Origin of the sequence: Roseovarius sp. SCSIO 43702 (genome assembly GCF_019599045.1) — a bacterium.
Taxonomy (GTDB): Bacteria; Pseudomonadota; Alphaproteobacteria; order Rhodobacterales; family Rhodobacteraceae; genus Roseovarius.
Genome location: NZ_CP080623.1, coordinates 3,086,304 through 3,106,524, shown reverse-complemented (window position 1 = coordinate 3,106,524; position 20,221 = coordinate 3,086,304). Strand labels below are relative to the sequence as shown.

Below are 20,221 nucleotides of genomic sequence, written 5' to 3'. Positions count from 1 at the left end.
GCCTTGGCACCACTTGAGTGACGCGCTAAGACGGGACGGAAGACCATTCGAGGCAAGCGAGCTATCCGTGAGTAATACCGACAGTTTCATCGACGAGGTGACCGAAGAGGTTCGGCGCGACAAGCTTTTCGCGCAGATGCGCCGATATGGCTGGATCGCGGTGCTGTTGGTCCTCCTGATCGTCGGTGGCGCGGCCTACAACGAATGGAAGAAGGCATCGGAGCGCGCGGCGGCCGAAGCGCTGGGGGACGACATCCTTGCCGCGCTCGAAGCCGATGACCGCGCGGCGCGGGCCGATGCCCTGGCCGCGATCGACGCGCCGACACCGGGTGCGGATGCGGTGGTGACGCTTCTGGCCGCTGGCGAGGCGATCGGCGAAAGCCCGGCCGAGACGGCCGAGATGCTTCTGACGCTGGCCGATCGCGGCGACGTGCCGCTCGTCTATCGCCAGATCGCGACGCTCAAGGCCACGGCCATCTCGGAGGCGGGGTTGAGCCCCGAGGAACGGCGCGAGCGCCTGGACGGGCTGGCACTGGGCGGGGGGATCGTCCGGCTTCTGGCCGAGGAACAACTGGCCTATCTCGACATCGAGGCAGGGGAGACCGATGCCGCGCTCGAGCGGCTGGAGCAGATCGCGGCCGACGCGGAGGCATCGCAAGGCTTGCGCCGCCGCGTGTCTCAGGTGATCGTGGCGTTGGGCGGCGATGTCGCGCCCGCGCAGGATGCCGGGTGACGGCGGGACAACGTGTGAAAGCCGGGGGGCACATGGTGGTGAGCAGCAAGACGATTTTGGCGGCGCTGGTGGTGCTTGGCACCCTTGCCGCCTGCGCGAAGAACGATCCGATCCTGCCGGGACCGCGCGAGGAGATCCGCCCCGATGCCGACGAGGGCTTCGGGCTTGTCGACAATGCGGGCCGTCCGAATCGCACCGCGCCGGTGCCCACGGGTCCGGCGCGCGTGAACGCCAACTGGACGCAGCGCAGCGGCACGCCCGCGACACGCGCCGATCATCCCGCGCTTTCCCCCGCCCCGCGCCGCATCTGGTCGGCCAATATCGGGTCGGGCGATGGCAGCAAGGCGCGCATCACCGCCGATCCGGTAGTCGCGAACGGGCGTGTCTTCACGCTCGATTCCGCGGCGACCGTCACGGCGGTGAGCACGGGCGGCAAGGTATTGTGGTCGCGCAACCTCGTGCCGCTCAACGACAGTGCAAACGATGCGAGCGGGGGCGGTCTTGCCCATGGCGACGGCAAGCTTTTCGTGACCTCGGGATTCGGCAAGCTGACGGCGCTCGATCCCGCGTCGGGCGCGGTGATCTGGGAGCAGCAGCTTCGCGGCACCGGCAGCGGCAGTCCCACCGTTCTGGGCGAGATGGTCTACCTGGTGGCCGGCGATGACGAAGCCTGGGCGATCGACACCGACACCGGCCGCGTGCAATGGCGGTTGAGCGCGGCGCCCGATGCCAACAACATTCTCGGCGGCCCCGCGCCGGCGCTTTCGGACAAATACGCCGTCTTCGCCTTTGGCGCGGGCGAGTTGCAGGGGGCGTTCCGCAAGGGCGGATTGCGGCTTTGGGATGCGCAGGTGGCCGGGCGTCGTTCGGGCCTGTCGCAGGCACTCGTCACCGACGTGACGGGCGATCCGCTTATTGTGGGCGACCGGATCTACGTGGGCACGCATTCGGGACGTCTCGTGGCGCTCAAGCTCGGGAACGGCGAGCGGATCTGGACCGCGAAGGAGGGGCCGCTGAGCCCGATCTGGCCCGCGGGCGGCTCGCTCTTCATCATCTCGGACCGCAACGAGCTCGTGCGGATCAACGCCGAGGACGGCACGCGCATCTGGTCGCACAAGCTTCCGTTCTTCACGAAGGACCGGCCGCGCAAGAAGGCCGAGATCTATGCCCATTACGGCCCGGTACTGGCCGGCGGGCAGCTTGTCGTGGCCTCGAATGACGGTTTGATCCGCTTCTTCGACCCCGCATCGGGCGCGTTGCGCCGCACCGTCGAGGTGCCGGGCGGAGCGACGGCCAACCCGGTGGTGGCGGGGGGCACGCTTTACGTCGTCTCGACGAACGGGCGACTGCACGCTTTCCGTTGAGCGCGTGATGCGCTAGAGGAGCGACCTTGCCGCAAGGGTCGGAGCCCAAGAGATGAGTTTTACGCTGGCCATCGTCGGACGCCCCAACGTGGGCAAGTCCACCCTGTTCAACCGGCTGGTTGGCAAGCGCCTTGCGCTGGTCGATGACCAGCCCGGCGTGACGCGTGACCTGCGCGAAGGTGAGGCGCGGCTTGCCGACCTGCGCTTCACGGTGATCGACACGGCGGGGCTCGAGACCGCCACGGACGATTCGCTCGAAGGCCGGATGCGGCGCCTGACCGAGCGCGCGGTCGAGATGGCGGACGCATGCCTTTTCGTCATCGACGCACGCACCGGCGTCACGCCGACCGACGAGATCTTCGCCGAAATCCTGCGCAAGCGGTCCGCCCATGTGATCCTTGCCGCGAACAAGGCCGAGGGGTCGGCCGCGGATGCGGGCGTGCTCGAGGCGTATTCGCTGGGCCTTGGGGAGCCGATCCGCCTCTCGGCGGAGCATGGCGAGGGGCTCAACGATCTCTACGCGCAGCTCATGCCGCTGGCCGACGCCCACGCCGCGAAGGCCGAGGAAACCGCGCCGGTCGTGGATGTGGAGGTGGACGAGGAGGGCGAGACGAACCTGCCCGATCATGCGCCCACCCCGGCCCGGCCGCTTCAGGTGGCCGTGGTGGGCCGGCCCAATGCGGGCAAGTCGACGCTCATCAACCGCATTCTGGGGGAAGAGCGGCTTCTGACCGGGCCGGAGGCGGGGATCACGCGCGATGCCATCTCGCTCAGCATTGACTGGAACGGGGTGCCGATGCGCATCTTCGACACGGCGGGCATGCGCAAGAAGGCGAAGGTTCAGGAGAAGCTCGAGAAGCTGAGCGTGGGAGACGGGCTGCGGGCGGTGAAGTTCGCGGAAGTCGTGGTCGTCCTTCTGGATGCCGCGATCCCGTTCGAACAGCAGGACCTGCGCATCGCCGATCTGGCCGAGCGCGAGGGACGCGCGGTGGTCGTGGCGGTGAACAAGTGGGACGTGGAGCCGGAGAAGAGCCAGAAGATGCGCGACCTGCGCGAGGCCTTCGAGCGCCTCTTGCCGCAATTGCGCGGGGCGCCGCTGGTGACGGTTTCGGCCAAGACGGGCAAGGGTCTCGACCGGCTGCATGACGCGATCATGCGGGCGCATGACGTGTGGAACCGCCGGATAAGCACCGCGCATCTGAACCGCTGGCTGGCAGGGATGCTCGAACAGCATCCGCCACCCGCGCCGGGCGGGCGGCGGATCAAGCTGCGCTACATGACGCAGGCCAAGACGCGCCCGCCGGGGTTCGTGGTGATGTGCAGCCTGCCGGACAAGATGCCCGAAAGTTATACCCGCTATCTCGTGAACGGCTTGCGGGAGGATTTCGACATGCCGGGCACACCCATCCGCCTTTACATGCGGAGCCAGTCGGACAAGAACCCCTACAAGGGCCGGAAGAAATCGACGCCGTCACGCCTGCGCAAGCATCTGGGCAAGGGGCCGGCGGGCGGCCGCTGACGCGCGCGGCCCGGTTCAGACCGGTTTGCGGAGCTGGAGGAGCGCCGAGGTCGCCACGATCACCGCGCCCCCGGCAGAGGCCCAGGCGACGAGCGTCGACCCGTCCGACCAGTTGCCGATCATGAGCGCGATGAGCGCCCAGACCACCGCCACCGCGAAGCCGTAGGGGCGGGCGCGCGTGCCCATGATCGCAAGCGACAGTACAAGTGCGAGCGCCAGTCCCGCCAGCGCCGCGTTGGCCGGCGACAAAAGGCCATAGCCGCCCAGCAGCAGCGCGGTCGACACCGATGACGCGGCGGTGAGCCAGCCCGCGTAGAGCCCGGTCGGAAAGCTTGCGAGCCACATATCGCGGGCGGGGGCCTGCCAGAGGGCGAGGGCCGCACCGGCCCACATGATCCAGATCATCACGGTGGCCCAGACCGGGCTCATCGTCGCGACCGTGAGCCACGGCACCCCGACGGCAAGCGACAGGAGGAGCGGCGGGCGCATCGGCGCCCAGTCGGCGGCGTCGCGCCGTTTGAACGCGCCGAACCCGGCGCTGATGACCAGCCAGAGATAGATGAGGCCCCAGATCGAGAAGGCATAGGTGGCCGGAAGCGCCGGGGGCGAGACCTGGGGGATCGGGTATTGATCCGGCGTGTAGCCGCCGAATCCGGGCGAGAACAGCGGCGCCGCAGCGAAGAGGAGGGCGGCGATCAGGACGAGATAGGGCATGGTTTTCCACCATTTACTGAGTTTCGTGGGCGTTTACCCTTCATGCACCCTGAACCTAGCGCGCCGGGGCGGCGGTCAAGGAGGAAAGTCATGACCCGTATCGTGGTACTGTGTGACGGCACCTGGAATTCGCCCGATACTCTTGAGCCCACGCATGTGGTGCGGATGAGCCGCGCATTTCTGAGCGATCCGGAGCAAGGGCAGGTGGTGGGGTATTTTCCCGGTATCGGCACTGACCGGCGGTATGACGGCCCGGTTGCCCGGTTCGTCAACAAGTGGGGTGGCGGGGCCTTCGGCTGGGGCCTCGATACCAAGGTCAAGCAGGCCTACGAGTTCATCGCGAAGGTATATCGCGAGGGGGATGAGATCTATCTGCTGGGGTTCTCGCGGGGGGCCTATACCGCGCGATCGGTGGCCGGGATGATCCGCAAATGCGGCATCGTGGCCGATACCAGCCCCGAAGGGATCAACCGTGCCTATGCGCTTTACCGAAAGGCCGGTCCGGAGAACGCGCCGGACAAAGAGCATATCCAACGCGAGCGCGCGGCGATGTCGCCGGGGTTCGCCACCTCGCCCCAGGACCTGGAGGCGCGGGGGGCGCGGGCGTCGCTGGTGCAGATCGCCTTTGTCGGCGTCTGGGATACGGTCGGCGCGAAGGGTATCCCATCCGCTGTCCTTGGCCCGGTCGCGGCGCTCTGGAACCGGCGATACGGCTTCCACGATATGGCGCTGTCGCGGCTCGTGCGGCGCGCGCGGCACGCCGTGGCGCTGGACGAGATGCGGGTTTTCTACCGGCCCGCGCTCTGGGACAACCTCGACGATCAAGCGGGAAAGCCCGGTCTGAACGGCGGCGACGTGAGTGCGACGCGGCCCTATCAGCAGCTGTGGTTCGTCGGCAATCACGGCATTGTCGGCGGCAGCGGCGGTGCGCGCGGCCTGAGCGCGATCACCATGGAATGGATGCTGGAAGGTGCGCCCGAGCTTGCGTTGCGCGAGGGTTCGCGGCTTCCGCGCGCGGTGGTCGATCCACTGGCCGACGCACCGGGACTGGGTGGTCGGCAGGGGCTGTTTCGACGCTGGCGAAAGGGACCGTCGCGCGAGAGGGACGTGCATCCGAGCGTGCGCCAGAGGCTCGAAGGCCGGGCGGAGTATCGGCCGGGAAGCCTGCGCTAGCCTGAAGGAGGGTGGGCGGGTCGCCCACCCCGCGGGTCAAGCGAGGGTGCCGTCCGAGGAAAGCGTGGTCTTGCCGCCAAGATAGGGGTGGAGCACCTCGGGGAGGGTGACCGAGCCGTCCTCCTGCTGGCCGTTTTCAAGCACCGCGATGAGACAGCGACCGACGGCGAGACCGGAGCCGTTCAAGGTGTGGACGAATTGCGGCTTGCCGCCGTCCGAGGGCTTGAACCGCGCGTTCATGCGCCGCGCCTGGAAATCGCCGCAGACCGACACCGACGATATCTCGCGATAGGTGTTCTGACCGGGCAGCCAGACCTCGATATCGTGTGTGCGGCGCGCGCCGAAACCCATGTCGCCGGTGCAAAGCACGACGGTGCGATAGGGCAGGCCGAGCTTCTCGAGGATGCCCTGCGCGCAGCTGGTCATGCGGTCGAGTTCCTCGCGCGAGCGGTCGGGATGGGTGATCGAGACCATCTCGACCTTCTCGAACTGGTGCTGGCGGAGCATGCCTGCGGTATCACGACCCGCGCTGCCGGCCTCGGAGCGGAAACATTGCGTGTGGGCGACGTAGCGGCGCGGGAGGTAGTCCTCGTCCACCGTGAGGCCGTTGACGATGTTGGTGAGCGTCACCTCGGCGGTGGGCACGAGCCACCAGCCATTCGTCGTCTCATAGCTGTCCTCGCCGAATTTCGGCAACTGGCCGGTGCCATACATCATCTCGGGGCGCACGAGCACGGGCGTCCAGGTCTCGGTCAGGCCGTTCTCGTCGATATGGGTGTCGAGCATGAACTGCGCGAGCGCGCGGTGGATGCGGGCCACGGCGCCCGAAAGCACGACGAAACGCGCGCCCGAGAGCTTGGCGGCCGTCTCGAAATCCATGCCCGGCGCGACGCCCGACAGTTCGTAGTGCTCCACGGGTGTGAAGAAAAACTCGCGCGGCGTGCCCCAGCGGTGGATCTCGACATTGTCGTCCTCGTCCGAGCCGTCCGGCACATCCTCCATCGGCACATTGGGCAGGCTCATGAGAAGCTCGGTCATCTGCTGGTCGAGCGTCTTGGCCTCGGCCTGCATTTCGGCCACCTCTGCCTTCTTCTCGCTCACGAGGGCGCGCAGGCGCTCGAACTCGGCTTCGTCGCCGCGGCCCTTGGCGGCGCCGACCTCCTTGCTGGCCTTGTTCTGTTCGGCCTGGGCGGTTTCGGCGGCATGAATGCGGGCACGGCGCGCTTCGTCGAGCTTCAGGATCTCGGCCGAGGCGGGTGCATCGCCCCTGCGTGCGAGGGCGGCGTCGAAGGCCTCGGGGTTTTCGCGGATGGCACGGATGTCATGCATCGGTCGGGATCCTTGGTCTGGTGAGTCGTTCTGGCGTTGCCTTATGCACCAGAAGGCGCCGCGCGTGTAGGGTGCGCGGGGGTCAAGCTGTGGAAAGGGGAGGAGAAAGAGGTGAGAGGCTGGACAACGACCCAAGCGGGGCTCGTTACGGCTGCTTCCTTCCGGACCTGACCGGGTTGGCGAGGCGCTTGCCCGCGCCAACCTCTCGACGCATCACATAGGGCCTTGTCCCGGTCCATGCAACCGTCCGCGTATCAAAGTGCCAGCCGCAGGCGGAGAAAACCGTCCTGGTCGATGCCGAGCGGTTCGATGGGCGGCGTGTCGGGACGCGGGCACACCTGGGCGAAACCGGGTCCGGTGGACAGGATCGCCGTCGTGCCCGGCATCGGCAGGAAGCGCCAGATGCGGCTCGTGTCGGGGGTGACGGGCCGATGGGCGCTCAGGTGTTGCGCCAGGAGGTCGCGTATCCACGTCTGGCCCTCGTGCACGACTTCGGCGGGGTGGGCCGCCGCGAAGGGCCCGCTACCGGCGGCGCGGTAGTTGTTGGTGGCCAGGATGAACCGGTCCGCGTCGCGCACGGGGCGCCCTTCATGGCGCAGGTTCGCGATCCGGTGAGCGCGCGCATCGACGAGCTGCCCCGAAAGGGACCGGCGGGGAGGTTGCGACAGGTCGATCTCGTAGGTGACGCCGTCGACGATCTCGAAGACATGGGGCGGAATGTCCGGCGCCCGAAGCGGCGCATCCTGCGCGCCCGGTTGCACGGTATTGAAGAGAATGGCCGCGCTTTCGAGCCATTCGCGCAGGTCGGCGCCCGAGATCGCGAGGCCCACGAGCGTGTTGGGAAACGCGTAGAGGTCGGCCGCGTGGCGAAGGGCCAGGGGGCCGGCCGGGACGTCGGTAAAGGCGCCCGGTCCGCTGCGTCCGCCGGCGCGGAAGGGGGCGACCGAGGACAGGATCGGCACGCCGTCGAACGGCCCTCCCGCCAGTTCGCGCGAGAGGGCCGCGCGCTGAACCCTGGCGATCAGCCGTTCGGCGGGATTGTACCCGATGAGCGAGAGATAGGTGTGCAGCGGACCGTCGGCTTCGCCCAGGCTGGCGCGGGTGCGGCGCAAGGTGGCGTTGTGGGCGGGGGCGAGGTGTTTGCGCAGGGCGCTGTCGCTTTCGACGGTGGCCCGATTGCCCGCCGCGACCGGCCACGCCGATCCACGTCCGGCCAGAACCTCCCAGCGCTCCCCGCGGAGCACAAGGTCAAGGTCCAAGAGGCCCAGATGCGAGCCGCGATAGCCCGGCATCACGGCCGGTGTGCCGGCGATGGTGCCCCTCTCGAGATCGACCTCGTGCAGGCCCGCGAAGTCGGAGGACGGGAAGACGGAGTGGACATGGCCCATGACCATGGCGTCGATATCGCCAAGCCGCGCAAGGGGAATCGCGGCGTTCTCCATACCCGGATGCGGTGCGCCCTCCTCGATCCCCGTGTGCGCAAGCAGGATCACGAGATCCGCACCGCCCGCGCGCAGTTTCGCGGCTTCGCGGCGCGTCGCCTCGACCATGTCGGCGCTTTCGATCCGGCCTTCGAGGTGGGTCCGGTCCCAGGTCGTCACCTGCGGCGGCATGACGCTCACGATGCCGATGCGAAGAGCATGGCGGCCTCCGTCGATCGCGGTGAACGTGCGGTCAAGGAGGTGCGAGGGCGACCAGAAGGCCGCCGCGCTGGCGGGGGCGCCCTCGCGCGGCGAGAGATTGGCGCAGACATAGGGAAACCGCGCGTCGCGCACCTTTCGCCGAAGCCAGTCGAGACCGAAATTGAATTCGTGATTGCCAAGCCCCGCCGCGTCGTATTGCAGGTGGTTCATCGCGGAGATGACGGGGTGGATGGCGTCATCGGCATCTTCGAGCATGTCGGAAATCGGCGTGCCCTGCAGCATGTCGCCATTGTCGAGAAGCAGGCAATTCGGAGCCTCGTTCCGCGCGGCGCGGATGAGCGTGGCAAGACGGGCCAGCCCGAACGGCCGTTCGTCGCGGTCGAGGAAATAGTCGTAGGGCATGAGGTTGGCATGAACGTCCGACGTGGCAAGGATGCGCAGATGTAGCGTGCTGCCCTGTCCGGTCGCAGGGGTGGCCTGCATATCAGGGGACGTGTCGATCTTCATCTCGCGCAGATCTTCTCGCGCCGGTTTCCGCGTATCGTGCTCATACTTGCGAACGTAGCAATATCGCCGCGACGATCAATTCAAAGTTGTGCAGACGGCTTCGCGTTGATTGAAAACTGTGGACCTCATGTCACTTGAGCACCGACGCGCGCCGTGCCAGTCAGAGACCGAGAGAGGGAGCGCGTGCATGCGGCTGGCGGAAACGGTGACATTCGGGGGATCGCGCCTCGACCGGGCGGCGGAACTGAGGGGGCGGGATGACGCGCTCAGGCGCGAGGTCGCGGCGCATGGCGCCGAGATGATCGTGCTTTGGCGGGGAAAGCCGCTGGTTGAACCCGAGGCGCCCGGCGGCGGCGCGCGGCTGGTTCGCCTTGGACCGGATCATCCCGTCCTGACACCCGAGATGCCGAGGTTCCTCCTGGGGCGCGAGGCGACAGGGCGCCTCGTCTTCGCGTGCGACCTTTCCGACTGGGAGCCGGAGGGCGAGACCGCGCAGACCGGCGGCGGGTTTCTCGACGAGACCGTGCAGCGCCATCCACGGCTTCCCGACAGCCAGGCCTTCTGGGAATTGCGGCGGCTTCTGACCCGGCTCGATACGCGCGACGCGGAGTTGGCGGCGACGGCGAAGGCGCTTCATGCCTGGCATCACAGCCACCGCTTCTGCGCCGCGTGCGGCATGCCCAGCGAAATCAGCCAGGCCGGGTGGCAGCGGACCTGCCCCGCCTGCCGGGCGCATCATTTTCCCCGTACCGACCCGGTCGTCATCATGCTCATCACACATGGAAACGATGTGCTGCTCGGGCGTTCGCCGGGCTGGCCAGACGGGATGTATTCGCTTCTCGCAGGGTTCGTGGAGCCCGGGGAGACGGTCGAGGCGGCCGTGCGCCGGGAGGTGCGGGAGGAAACCCGGATCGAGGTGGGCGAGGTCGAATACCTGTCGAGCCAGCCATGGCCGTTTCCGGCCTCGCTCATGATAGGATGCGCGGGACGGGCCACAAGCACCGACATCATCGTCGACCCGGTCGAGATCGAGGCGGCGCTGTGGGTTTCGCGCGAGGATCTGACCGAGGCGATGGCCGGTGCACATCCGTCGATCAAACCCGCGCGGGCGGGGGCCATCGCGCATTTCCTGCTGAGCAACTGGCTTGCGGATACCCTCGATTGACGCGAGAGTGTCGGGTGACATGATATAACGCGTTCGAAGCGTGGGGCAGAGCAATGAAATTCTCGTCGAAGGACGATATAGAGGCACCGATCGAGTTTGTTTTCGCGCAGGTTTCCGACTTCGCCGGACTTGAACGGTCCGCGCTCAGGCGCGGGGCGGAGGTCCAGCGCGTGGATACGCGAAGCTCCATCGACGTCGGCATGACGTGGAAGGCAAGTTTCCAGTTTCGTGGCAAGACGCGACGCACGACGATAGAGTTGGTGGAATACGATCCGCCCACGGCGATGGCCTTCGTGTCGCAGTCGAAGGCTCTCGAGGGCAGGCTCGACGTGGAGCTCGTGGCTCTCTCGCGCACACGGACGCGCCTCGTGCTGACGATCGATTTGACGCCGCGCAACCTTTCGGCGCGTCTTCTGGTGCAATCGCTGAAGCTCGCGCGCTCATCGCTCTTGCGGAAGTTCGACAAGCGTTTGGGCGGGTATGCGCGCGATATCGAGGAGAGGTATCACCGGGTCGCCTGACCTGCCCGTGTCATGACGGGAAAGCGCCGGATGACCCGACGCTTTCTCCGATGGTGGCCGATCTCGGCAGTCTTGACTTGATCAGGCGAAGAGGCCGTTGCGTTCATCGCCGCTCAGTTCGGCAAAGAGGTCGTTGCGCTCGGGGCCACTCAGTTCCGCGAACAGCGAGTTGCGTTCGGCGTCGCTCAGTTCGGCGAAAAGCTCGGTCCGTTCGGGACCGCTCAGTTCGGCGAAAAGCTCCGTGCGCTCGGGGCCACTCAGCTCGGCAAAGAGACCGTTGCGTTCGGCGTCGCTGAGTTCCGAGATCTCGATCGTGGGCAACGGGGTGGCTGTCTGAAGGGCGGTCGTCGTGGCGAGGGCGGGGGTGGCCGTGGCAGCGACGAAGGCGGCAATTTTGATGATACGCATTGTGAAGTCCTTTCGAGACAGAGATTGAAGTTTGCGGGTATGGCCGCGGTGATGAATTATATTTGTGACCAAATGGTCCGAAATGAAACCCCTCTCGCGTTTACGTGATGCTCCGTGACGTGTTTCGGCCCGACAGTAAGGGCCGAGCGACGCTGGAGACGCGATCGGGATCAGTGCGTCTTTGGCCAGGCCATGAGTGTCATTTGGGCGGTGCGGCACGATTTGTAAGCGATCCTCTCCGCCACGTGACATAACGTGCGGATGGGCGCGCGGCGGCGTGATCGCCACACACCAAGGAGCGGCGGTCACGCGATAGGTTTGGGGGAACGGAAACCTAGTCCCGTTCGGCCGATGCGGGATAGACGCCGAGAATCTTCACGTGGGAGGTGAAGTAATCGAGCTCTTCGAGCGCGCGGGCGACAGGAGGATCGTCGGGATGCCCTTCAATGTCGGCGTAGAATTGTGTCGCCGAGAACGACCCACCGACCATGTAGCTTTCGAGCTTGGTCATGTTGACGCCGTTGGTGGCGAAGCCACCCATCGCCTTGTAGAGCGCGGCGGGTATGTTGCGCACCTGGAAGACGAAGGTCGTCATCATGCCGTGATCACCGCGCCGCGAGAAGTCGGGCTCGCGCGCCATGACGAGAAAGCGCGTGGTGTTGTTTCCTTCGTCCTCGATGTCGCGCGCGAGGACCTCGAGGCCGTAGATCTCGCCGGCAAGCTCGCTGGCCAAGGCGCCGAGATGAGGCTGGCCCGCCTCGGCCACGTGCCGCGCAGAGCCGGCTGTGTCGGCCCCGGTCACGCGCGCGATGCCGTGCCTGCCCAGGAAGCTCCGGCATTGGCCCAGCAACATCGTGTGGCTCATCGCCTCGGTCACGCGGTCGAGGGTCACGCCCGGCAGGGCCATCAGCGCGATCCGCACCCGCACGAAGGCTTCGCCGATGATGTGGAGACCGGATTCGGGCAAAAGGTGATGGATGTCGGCGACACGCCCGAAGGTCGAGTTCTCGACCGGCAGCATCGCGAGGTCCGCCTCGCCCGAGCGGACAGCGGCGATGGCGTCCTCGAAGGTGCGGCAGGGCAGCACGTCCATGTCGGGATAGGTATCGCGGCAGGCCTGGTGGGAATAGGCCCCCGGCTCGCCCTGAAAAGCTATGGTTCCGGTCATCGGCGTCTCGTTGTCGCGGGGCGCCCGGGGGAGGGCGTTTCGTCGCGCAAACTATACCTTGCACCCGAGCAAGGGAAGCGGATAGATACCCGCCAAGAGACACGGAATGGAAACGCATCTATGTTCGACACGATGACATTCACCAAGATCCTAGGCGGTTTCTGCGGCGCATTTCTCATCTTCCTGATGGGGAAGTGGGCGGCCGAGACGATCTATCACACCGGTGGCGGTCATGGCGGTGAAGAGCACGCGATGGGCTATGCCATCGAGGCAGGCGGTGGCGAAGGCGACGATGACGGCGGCGCGGCCGAGGAAGGCCAGTCGTTCGAGGAACTCTACGCGGCGGCCGATCCGGGCAAGGGCGAGAAGGTCTTCGGCAAGTGCCGCGCCTGTCACAAGCTGGAGGATGGCGCCAATTCGACCGGCCCACATCTCTATGGCGTCGTGGGCCGCGACGTCGGCTCGGTTTCGGGGTATGGCTATTCCGGCGCGCTGAGCGAGGCCGCGGATGTCTGGTCGCCGGAGAATCTCGATGCTTTCCTCGAGGACCCTCGCGGTTATGCGCCGGGCACGACCATGAGCTTTGCCGGCCTGAACAAGGCGAGCGACCGCGCCAACCTGATCGCCTATCTCGACAGCATCGGCGACTGAGCGGGGCGATCTGCCGACTCAAGGCCGCCACCCGGATGCGGGATGGCGGCTTTCTGCTGCCGGGGGGCGCGACGGCAGCAGCGTGACGCGAAATGCCCGGTTGCGGCACAGGTCGGAAAGGTTTTAGCCTGCGGCGTGAAGTGGAGGGGTTTCGCCTGATGATCCGGGAAAACGACAGGATGAAAGATTGCCGTGGCCACAGCGCCCCGTTGCGCGGGCTCGGAGCCACGTTCCGGCGGCTCGGCTGTGCGGCGGTGGCGGCTTTCGCCCTCAGCCAAGCGGCAGTCGCGCAGGACGATATCATCGAGAGCCACGGCTATTCGTATTTCGGAAACCTGTCCTATCCCGCCGATTTCGAGCATTTCGATTACGTCAATCCCGATGCGCCGAAGGGCGGTGAGATCTCGCTTGCCCTGAGCGGCACGTTCGATTCGATGAACCCCTACTCGCGGCTCGGTCGCGCCTCTGCGCTGTCGACGGTGATGTACGAGAGCCTTCTGGGCCAGGTTCTTGCCGGGTCGGGATCATTGCCCGCCGATCATTACGACGAGTATTACGGCCTTCTGGCCGAGCGGATCGAATACCCCGAGGACAAATCCTGGGTCATCTTCTACATGCGGCCCGAGGCGCGGTTTTCCAACGGCACCCCCGTGACCGCGCATGACGTGGCTTTCAGTCACAATCTGCTTCTCGACCAGGGGCTGAAATCCTATGCGGACGCGGTACGCAAGAGGATCCCCAAGGTCGAGGTGATCGACGATCATACGGTCAAGTTCTACTTCACCGAGGGTATCTCGCGCCGGAGCCTCATCGACCAGGTGGGCACGGTGCCGGTCTGGTCGAAGGACTGGTACGAAGAGACGGGCGCGCGGCTCGATGAACCGCGCATGGAGGTCTCGCCGGGATCGGGGCCCTACATCCTCGAAGAGGTGGACCCGCCCCGCCGCGTCACGTTCAGGCGCAATCCCGACTATTGGGGATGGGATCTGCCGATCAACCGGGGGCGGCACAATTTCGATACCATCCGGCTTGAGTATTTCGCGGATTCGACGGGTGCTTTCGAGGCGTTCAAGGCAGGCGAGGTGACATTCCGCACGGAGAACGACCCGAAACAATGGGCGAGCTTCTACGATTTCCCGGCCATCGAGAAGGGATGGGTGAAGCGCGAGGAGATCCCCGACGGGTTCCCGCCCAACATGACGGGGATCGTTTTCAACCTCGGGTCCGACACGCTGAAGGACCGCAAGGTCAGGCAGGCCGTGGCGCTGGGGTTCAATTTCGAATGGACGAACAAGTCGCTGCTCTACGGGCTTTACGAGCAACAGGATTCCTTTTCGACCGGCACGCCGCTCGCGGCCAGCGGCCTTCCCGAGGGCGACGAACTCGATTTCCTGAAGTCGCTCGGCGACATCGTGCCCGAGGAGATGTTCACCACCGAGCCCTGGACCCCGCACGAGTCCGATCCCGACCGGCTCGTCTCGCGCAAGAACCTGCGGAAGGCCATGAAACTTCTCGACGAGGCCGGATGGCCCGTGGGGGCGGGCGGCGTGCGCCGTAACGAGGCCGGCGAGCCGCTGAGGCTCGATTTCCTGTTCAGCGCCAACGCATCGGCGTCGTCCCGCGCGACCGCCGAGAATTTCGTGTCTAACCTTCAGAAGATGGGTATCGACGCACGTTTCGAAAGCGTCGATGCCGCGCAATACACCAAGCGCGAGCGTGACCGCGACTATGATCTCATCTTCGACGGGTATCCGGCGCTGCTGGGCACCGGCACGGGGCTTGCGCAGCGCTTCGGTTCCGAGGCGGCGGAATACAGTCTTTTCAACCCCGCCGGCCTTGCGAGCCCGATGGTGGACCGGATCATCGAGGAATCGCTCATGACCGAAAGCGAGGCGGAGGAGCACATGACCATCCGCGCGCTCGACCGGGCCTTGCGTTACGAGTTCTTCGTGCTGCCGGACGGATACGCGCCCGATCACTGGGTGGCCTACTGGGACATCTACGACCATCCCGATCCCGTTCCGCCATTCGCGTTGGGCGCGCTCGATTTCTGGTGGTATGACGCGGAGAAGGCGGAGCGGCTCAGGGCTGCCGGCGCCCCGGTGAGGTAAGCGCGACATGGGCGCCTATATCCTGCGCAGGCTGCTGCTCATCATCCCCACGCTTCTGGGGATCATGACCATCAATTTCGTCCTCGTGCAGTTCGTGCCGGGCGGGCCGGTCGAACAGATCATCGCCAACATGCAAGGCGAGGGCGATGCGTTCTCGGGCTTCGCCGGCGGCGGCGGGGACGTGACGACCGAGGCGAGCGATTTCGAGAACGAGGGCTATCTCGGCGCGCGGGGCCTGCCGCCCGAGTTCATCAAGGAACTCGAGGCGCAATTCGGTCTCGACAAGCCGCCGCTGGAGCGGTTCGTCAACATGCTGTGGAACTACGCCCGGTTCGATTTCGGCGAGAGCTACTTCCGCAAGATCACGGTGATCGACCTCGTGCTGGAAAAGCTGCCGGTTTCGTTCACGCTTGGCCTGTGGTCGACGCTGCTGGCCTATCTCGTCTCGATCCCGCTGGGCATCCGCAAGGCCGTGAAAGACGGGTCGCGCTTCGACACCTGGACGAGCGGCGTGATCATCGCGGCCTACGCGATCCCGTCATTCCTGTTCGCGGTGCTGCTTCTGGTCCTCTTCGCGGGCGGGAGCTACTACCAGATATTCCCGCTCAGGGGGCTTACCTCGGACAATTTCGATCAACTGAGCCTCGCCGGAAAGGCGCTCGATTACCTCTGGCACATCACCCTGCCGGTCGTCGCCATGTCCATCGGTGGCTTTGCGACGCTGACGCTCCTGACGAAAAACAGCTTTCTGGACGAGATCGGCAAGCAATACGTGATGACCGCGCGGGCGAAGGGCCTGAGCGAGCGCAAGGTGCTTTACGGCCACGTCTTCCGCAATGCGATGCTGATCGTCATCGCGGGGTTTCCGGCGGTCTTCATCGGGGTGTTTTTCGGCGGTAGCGTTCTCATCGAGACGATCTTCTCGCTCGACGGTCTTGGACGTTTGGGCTTCGAGGCGGCGGTTACGCGCGATTATCCGGTGATGTTTGCCACACTTTACCTATTCGGGCTGATTGGGCTTGTGATGAAGCTCGTGACCGATCTCACCTATGTCCTGGTCGATCCGCGCATCGACTTCGAAAAGCGCGAGGGCTGAGGGAATGGCGCTGTCCGGTCTTGCGCGTCGCAGGTGGTACAATTTCCGGAAGAACGGCCGGGCGTTCTGGTCGCTGATCCTTTTCAGCGTGCTGATGGTCATCACCATGCCGGCGGAGTTCATCGCCAACGACAAGCCGATCCTCGTGCAGTATCGCGGAGAGTATTACACGCCGGTTTTCAAGTTCTATCCCGAGACCGAATTCGGCGGCGATTTCCTGACCGAGGCGATCTATCGCGACCCGGAGGTCGAATGCCTGATCGTCTCGGGGGGGCTGGAGAGCTGTTTCGACGACCCCGAGGGCGTGATCGAGGATGCGCAGGACGGCGTGGTCGACGGCGAGGAAATCGAGAAGGGCTGGACGCTCTGGCCGATCATTCCCTATTCCTATGACACCGCTGTCGACCGCCCCGGCGCAGCGCCGCTGCCGCCCAACGAACAGAACTGGCTTGGCACCGATGACACGAAGCGCGACGTGATGGCGCGGGTCATCTACGGGTTCCGCCTGTCGGTGCTTTTCACGATCATCGTGACCGTGCTGACCACGATCATCGGCGTCGCGGCCGGCGCCGTGCAGGGCTATTTCGGGGGTTGGGTGGACCTGGTGATGCAGCGGATCATCGAAATCTGGGAATCGACGCCCCAGCTATACGTCATCATCATCCTCTTCGCGGTGTTGCCCCGGAACTTCTGGTTGTTGATCGGGGTGATGGTGTTCTTTGGCTGGATGGCCCTTGTCGGCCTCGTGCGGGCAGAGTTCCTGCGCGCTCGAAACCTGGAATACGTGCGCGCGGCCAAGGCGCTGGGCGTGGGCAACATGACGATCATGTTCCGCCACATGCTGCCCAACGCGATGGTGGCCACGGTAACCTTCCTTCCCTTCATCGTGACGGGCACGATCGCGACGCTCGCGGGGCTCGACTTCCTAGGCTACGGGCTTCCGTCCTCGGCGCCGAGCCTCGGGGAACTCTCGCGGCAGGCCAAGCAGAACCTCCAGGCACCGTGGCTCGCCTTCACGGCCTTCTTCACATTCGCGATCATGCTATCGCTTCTGGTCTTCATCTTCGAGGGTGTGCGCGACGCGTTCGACCCCAGAAAGACGTTCCAATGAGCATTCTGAAGATACGCGACCTGAAGGTCAGTTTCCGCCAGGACGGCAAGATCAAGCCGGCCGTGCGGGGCGTATCCTTCGACGTGGACCGGGGCGAAACCGTGGCGTTGGTGGGCGAGAGCGGATCGGGAAAGTCGGTAACGGCGCTCAGCACCGTCTCGCTCCTCGGGCCATCGGCAATCGTCGAAGGGTCCGTGACCTATGACGGGCAAGAGATGATCGGCGCCTCGAAGAAGCGGTTGCGCGACGTGCGCGGCAACGACATCAGCTTCATCTTCCAGGAGCCGATGACCTCGCTCAACCCGCTGCATACGCTCGAGCGCCAGATCAGCGAAAGCCTCGAACTGCACCAGGGCATCACGGGAGAGGCGGCGCGGCAGAGGATCATCGAACTTCTTGACCGGGTGGGGGTGCGCGACCCCGAAACGCGGCTCGGCGCCTATCCGCACCAGCTTTCGGGCGGGCAACGGCAGCGGGTGATGATCGCCATGGCGCTTGCCAACAAGCCCGATATCCTGATCGCCGACGAGCCGACCACCGCGCTCGACGTGACGATCCAGGCGCGAATCCTCGAGCTTCTGGCCGAATTGAAGCGCGAGGAGGACATGGGGCTGCTCTTCATCACGCACGATCTCGCGATCGTCAGCCGGATCGCCGACCGGGTTTGCGTGATGAAGGACGGCGAGATCGTCGAGAGCGGGCCGGTGCGGGAGGTTTTCGATGCGCCGCAGCACGACTACACGCGCAAGCTGCTGGCCGCGCGGCCATCGGGCGAGCCGGAGCGCGTCGCCGAAAACGCACCCGTCATCGTGCGGACCGACAATCTTCGCGTCTGGTTTCCAATCGAGAAGGGGCTTTTCAAACGCAAGGTCGGCTACGTGAAAGCCGTCAAGGACGCCACGGTCGAAGTGCGCGCGGGCGAGACGCTGGGTATCGTGGGGGAAAGCGGGTCCGGCAAGACCACGCTCGCGCTTGCCGCCATGCGTCTCATTGGATCCGAGGGCGGGATCACCTTCTGTGGCGAGGACGTGCGGCGGTGGTCCACGCGCGAGATGCGGCGGCATCGGAAGGACATGCAGATCGTTTTCCAGGATCCGTTCGGAAGCCTCAGCCCGCGGATGACCTGCGCACAGATCGTGGCCGAGGGGCTTGGCGTGCATGGCACGCCCGATGGCCGGACGGCGCGCGAACTGGTGGCCGAGGTGCTGCGCGAGGTGGAATTGCCGGTCGACGCCATGGACCGTTTTCCACACGAGTTTTCGGGCGGGCAGCGGCAACGTATCGCGATCGCGCGGGCGATGGTCCTGCGGCCGAAGCTCCTCGTCCTGGACGAGCCGACATCAGCGCTCGACATGACGGTTCAGGTGCAGATCGTCGAGCTTCTGCGCCGGTTGCAGCGCAAGCACGGGCTGGCCTATCTTTTCATCAGCCACGACCTCAACGTGGTGCGCGCCATGAGCCACAAGATCGTCGTGATGAAAGAGGGCGACATCGTCGAGGCGGGGCTTGCCGAAGATCTCTTCGAGCGACCGCAGACGGAATACGCGCGCACGCTTCTGAAAGCCGCGCTGGAAGACAGCACCGCGGCGTGACCGCGGATCGCCGCGTCAGACGGCGCTGCTGTGACCGGCCTTGCTCAGGTCGTAGGCGTCGAGGCTGCGCGCGATCATCCGGGTCAGCGGGCGCGCGTCCTCGGGGATGGCAAGCCCGTTGCGGGTGAGGTTCAGATGACCGGCGAAATCGGCATCGGTGCGCGCGAGCATCCGCTCGACCTGCGCGCGCTGGCCCGGGAACTCCTCTTCGACGCGGTCGAGATCAATCCGGAAGTCGCACATAAGCCATTCGATCAGCCGGCCGCGAAGCCGATCATCGGGTGAAAAGACATGGCCGCGGGCGGTCGAGAACCGGCCCTCCCGGATGGCGGCGGTATGGGCGCCGGTCGCGGGGGCATTCTGGGCATAGCCCTGGGGAAACCGCGAGATCGAAGAGGCGCCGATGCCGATGAGCACCTCGGCGGGATCGTCGGTATATCCCTGGAAGTTGCGCCGCAGCCGTCCGGCCCGAGCCGCCACCGTGAGCCCGTCGTCGGGTAGCGCGAAGTGGTCGATGCCGATCTCGGCGTAGTGATCCCACACGAAGAGCCGCCGCGCGGTCTCGAAGAGGTCGAGACGCTCCGGCGGGGTGGGGAGCGTGTCGGACGGGATGAGTTGCTGTCGCTTGGACATCCATGGAACATGCGCGTATCCGTAGAGCGCGACACGGTCGGGCGCCAGCGAGAGAAGCTTCTGCACGCTTTCTGTGATCCGCGCGGGGGTCTGGTGCGGAAGCCCGTAGAGAATATCGGCGTTGAGGCTATGGATGCGGCGTGCGCGAAGTTCGACCACCGCATCGCGGGTCAACTCGAAGCTCTGCCGGCGCCCGATGCTTTCCTGGATCTCGGGGTCGAAGTCTTGCACGCCGATGGAGGCGCGGTTCATCCCCGCCTCAGCCAGCGCGTCGAGGCGCGCACCGTCGATCTCGTTGGGGTCGATCTCGACCGAGAATTCCGAGTCGGGGGCGAACGGGACGATCGCTGCGATCTCGCCCGCGAGGTCGGCGATCATCGAGGGTGACAGAAGCGTCGGCGTGCCGCCGCCCCAGTGCAGGCGCGACAGGCGGACGCCTTCGGGCAGAGCATTGCGCAGCAGGGTGAGCTCGGTGCGCAGCGTCTCGAGATAGGCCCGCACCGGCGCATCGCTCTGCGTGCCCTGCGTGCGACACGCGCAGAACCAGCACAAGCGGCGGCAAAACGGCACATGCACGTAAAGCGAGATGTTTGATTCCGGCGCGACAGATGATATCCACGAGGCGAACGTGTCGGCCCCGACGTCGCGCGAGAAATGGGGCGCGGTCGGGTAACTTGTATAACGCGGCACCTTTGCGTCAAAGAGACCCAGGTCCGCCAGTTGTGATTTCCTGTCCATGCGATTAGCTCTACGGCAGGTCTGCACGGCCGATCCTTGATGCAG

The 20,221-nt window shown here is 65.7% G+C and carries 17 protein-coding genes and 1 other RNA gene; 11 read left to right on the top strand and 7 right to left on the bottom strand.

Features of this window, described 5'->3' with window-relative positions:
* Positions 1 to 67 precede the first annotated feature (67 nt).
* From K1T73_RS15340 to der, 3 genes are read left to right on the top strand one after another with little or no spacing between them, the layout of a single operon-like run.
* Complete coding sequence (locus K1T73_RS15340; RefSeq protein WP_220601538.1) at positions 68 to 733, top strand: hypothetical protein; 666 nt, start codon at positions 68 to 70, stop codon at positions 731 to 733.
* Positions 734 to 771: 38 nt separating this feature from the next.
* Positions 772 to 2,097 (top strand): PQQ-like beta-propeller repeat protein, encoded by a 1,326-nt coding sequence (locus K1T73_RS15335; protein WP_259400296.1) that lies wholly within the window; start codon positions 772 to 774, stop codon positions 2,095 to 2,097.
* 52 nt (positions 2,098 to 2,149) lie between these two features.
* The gene (gene der / locus K1T73_RS15330; RefSeq protein WP_220601537.1) at positions 2,150 to 3,616 is read left to right on the top strand and encodes a ribosome biogenesis GTPase Der; all 1,467 of its coding nucleotides are present in this window, start codon (positions 2,150 to 2,152) and stop codon (positions 3,614 to 3,616) included.
* A 15-nt stretch (positions 3,617 to 3,631) separates the two neighbouring features.
* Here der and K1T73_RS15325 read toward each other — a convergent pair whose 3' ends face one another.
* Positions 3,632 to 4,330 carry a hypothetical protein gene (locus K1T73_RS15325; protein ID WP_220601536.1) on the bottom strand — a complete coding sequence of 233 codons (699 nt, stop codon included), beginning with the start codon at positions 4,328 to 4,330 and terminating at the stop codon, positions 3,632 to 3,634.
* A gap of 90 nt (positions 4,331 to 4,420) precedes the next feature.
* On the opposite strand from K1T73_RS15325, the gene K1T73_RS15320 reads away from it, so the two are divergent.
* Entirely contained in the window at positions 4,421 to 5,503 is a 1,083-nt protein-coding gene (locus tag K1T73_RS15320) for a DUF2235 domain-containing protein (RefSeq protein ID WP_220601535.1), read from the top strand.
* A 36-nt stretch (positions 5,504 to 5,539) separates the two neighbouring features.
* On the opposite strand, the gene serS is transcribed toward K1T73_RS15320, so the two are convergent.
* The 3 genes from serS to K1T73_RS15305 all read right to left on the bottom strand — a co-directional run bounded on the left by serS (position 5,540) and on the right by K1T73_RS15305 (position 8,982).
* On the bottom strand, positions 5,540 to 6,832 hold the full coding sequence (serS, locus tag K1T73_RS15315) for a serine--tRNA ligase (protein WP_220601534.1): 1,293 nt from the start codon (positions 6,830 to 6,832) through the stop codon (positions 5,540 to 5,542).
* A gap of 109 nt (positions 6,833 to 6,941) precedes the next feature.
* Positions 6,942 to 7,040, bottom strand: an RNA gene (gene ffs, locus K1T73_RS15310) — signal recognition particle sRNA small type.
* A gap of 46 nt (positions 7,041 to 7,086) precedes the next feature.
* Entirely contained in the window at positions 7,087 to 8,982 is a 1,896-nt protein-coding gene (locus K1T73_RS15305; RefSeq protein WP_220601533.1) for a bifunctional 2',3'-cyclic-nucleotide 2'-phosphodiesterase/3'-nucleotidase, read from the bottom strand.
* 187 nt (positions 8,983 to 9,169) lie between these two features.
* On the opposite strand from K1T73_RS15305, the gene nudC reads away from it, so the two are divergent.
* Positions 9,170 to 10,147 carry an NAD(+) diphosphatase gene (nudC, locus tag K1T73_RS15300; RefSeq protein WP_220601532.1) on the top strand — a complete coding sequence of 326 codons (978 nt, stop codon included), beginning with the start codon at positions 9,170 to 9,172 and terminating at the stop codon, positions 10,145 to 10,147.
* Between the two features lie 53 nt (positions 10,148 to 10,200).
* Positions 10,201 to 10,668: an SRPBCC family protein gene (locus K1T73_RS15295; RefSeq protein WP_220601531.1), complete on the top strand. Its 468-nt coding sequence runs from the start codon at positions 10,201 to 10,203 to the stop codon at positions 10,666 to 10,668.
* Between the two features lie 81 nt (positions 10,669 to 10,749).
* Here the strand turns inward: K1T73_RS15295 and K1T73_RS15290 are convergent, their stop codons facing one another.
* On the bottom strand, positions 10,750 to 11,076 hold the full coding sequence (locus K1T73_RS15290; RefSeq protein WP_220601530.1) for a magnesium transporter MgtE N-terminal domain-containing protein: 327 nt from the start codon (positions 11,074 to 11,076) through the stop codon (positions 10,750 to 10,752).
* A gap of 334 nt (positions 11,077 to 11,410) precedes the next feature.
* The gene (locus K1T73_RS15285) at positions 11,411 to 12,244 is read right to left on the bottom strand and encodes a prephenate dehydratase (protein ID WP_220601529.1); all 834 of its coding nucleotides are present in this window, start codon (positions 12,242 to 12,244) and stop codon (positions 11,411 to 11,413) included.
* A gap of 120 nt (positions 12,245 to 12,364) precedes the next feature.
* Between K1T73_RS15285 and K1T73_RS15280 the strand changes: the two genes are divergently transcribed.
* From K1T73_RS15280 to K1T73_RS15260, 5 genes are all read left to right on the top strand, one after another.
* Positions 12,365 to 12,895, top strand: coding sequence for a cytochrome c family protein (locus K1T73_RS15280; protein WP_220601528.1), 531 nt, complete (start codon positions 12,365 to 12,367; stop codon positions 12,893 to 12,895).
* Positions 12,896 to 13,074: 179 nt separating this feature from the next.
* A complete protein-coding gene (locus K1T73_RS15275) occupies positions 13,075 to 15,006 on the top strand; it encodes an extracellular solute-binding protein (protein ID WP_220601527.1) in 1,932 nt (643 codons plus the stop codon).
* 7 nt (positions 15,007 to 15,013) lie between these two features.
* Complete coding sequence (locus tag K1T73_RS15270; protein ID WP_220601526.1) at positions 15,014 to 16,102, top strand: microcin C ABC transporter permease YejB; 1,089 nt, start codon at positions 15,014 to 15,016, stop codon at positions 16,100 to 16,102.
* A gap of 4 nt (positions 16,103 to 16,106) precedes the next feature.
* Entirely contained in the window at positions 16,107 to 17,213 is a 1,107-nt protein-coding gene (locus tag K1T73_RS15265) for an ABC transporter permease (RefSeq protein WP_220601525.1), read from the top strand.
* Positions 17,210 to 18,805: an ABC transporter ATP-binding protein gene (locus tag K1T73_RS15260; protein WP_220601524.1), complete on the top strand. Its 1,596-nt coding sequence runs from the start codon at positions 17,210 to 17,212 to the stop codon at positions 18,803 to 18,805. Before K1T73_RS15265 ends, K1T73_RS15260 begins: the two co-directional genes overlap by 4 nt.
* Positions 18,806 to 18,820: 15 nt before the next feature.
* Here K1T73_RS15260 and hemN read toward each other — a convergent pair whose 3' ends face one another.
* Positions 18,821 to 20,176 carry an oxygen-independent coproporphyrinogen III oxidase gene (hemN, locus tag K1T73_RS15255; RefSeq protein ID WP_220601523.1) on the bottom strand — a complete coding sequence of 452 codons (1,356 nt, stop codon included), beginning with the start codon at positions 20,174 to 20,176 and terminating at the stop codon, positions 18,821 to 18,823.
* Positions 20,177 to 20,221: the final 45 nt, after the last annotated feature.

Bases quoted from the DNA above. Each gene is read 5' to 3' on its own strand.
- der (WP_220601537.1), top strand. From the start codon at position 2,150: ATGAGTTTTACGCTGGCCATCGTCGGACGCCCCAACGTGGGCAAGTCC.
- K1T73_RS15325 (WP_220601536.1), bottom strand. From the start codon at position 4,330: ATGCCCTATCTCGTCCTGATCGCCGCCCTCCTCTTCGCTGCGGCGCCG.
- K1T73_RS15320 (WP_220601535.1), top strand. From the start codon at position 4,421: ATGACCCGTATCGTGGTACTGTGTGACGGCACCTGGAATTCGCCCGAT.
- serS (WP_220601534.1), bottom strand. From the start codon at position 6,832: ATGCATGACATCCGTGCCATCCGCGAAAACCCCGAGGCCTTCGACGCC.
- K1T73_RS15305 (WP_220601533.1), bottom strand. From the start codon at position 8,982: ATGAAGATCGACACGTCCCCTGATATGCAGGCCACCCCTGCGACCGGA.
- nudC (WP_220601532.1), top strand. From the start codon at position 9,170: ATGCGGCTGGCGGAAACGGTGACATTCGGGGGATCGCGCCTCGACCGG.
- K1T73_RS15295 (WP_220601531.1), top strand. From the start codon at position 10,201: ATGAAATTCTCGTCGAAGGACGATATAGAGGCACCGATCGAGTTTGTT.
- K1T73_RS15290 (WP_220601530.1), bottom strand. From the start codon at position 11,076: ATGCGTATCATCAAAATTGCCGCCTTCGTCGCTGCCACGGCCACCCCC.
- K1T73_RS15285 (WP_220601529.1), bottom strand. From the start codon at position 12,244: ATGACCGGAACCATAGCTTTTCAGGGCGAGCCGGGGGCCTATTCCCAC.
- K1T73_RS15280 (WP_220601528.1), top strand. From the start codon at position 12,365: ATGTTCGACACGATGACATTCACCAAGATCCTAGGCGGTTTCTGCGGC.
- K1T73_RS15275 (WP_220601527.1), top strand. From the start codon at position 13,075: ATGAAAGATTGCCGTGGCCACAGCGCCCCGTTGCGCGGGCTCGGAGCC.
- K1T73_RS15270 (WP_220601526.1), top strand. From the start codon at position 15,014: ATGGGCGCCTATATCCTGCGCAGGCTGCTGCTCATCATCCCCACGCTT.
- K1T73_RS15265 (WP_220601525.1), top strand. From the start codon at position 16,107: ATGGCGCTGTCCGGTCTTGCGCGTCGCAGGTGGTACAATTTCCGGAAG.
- K1T73_RS15260 (WP_220601524.1), top strand. From the start codon at position 17,210: ATGAGCATTCTGAAGATACGCGACCTGAAGGTCAGTTTCCGCCAGGAC.
- hemN (WP_220601523.1), bottom strand. From the start codon at position 20,176: ATGGACAGGAAATCACAACTGGCGGACCTGGGTCTCTTTGACGCAAAG.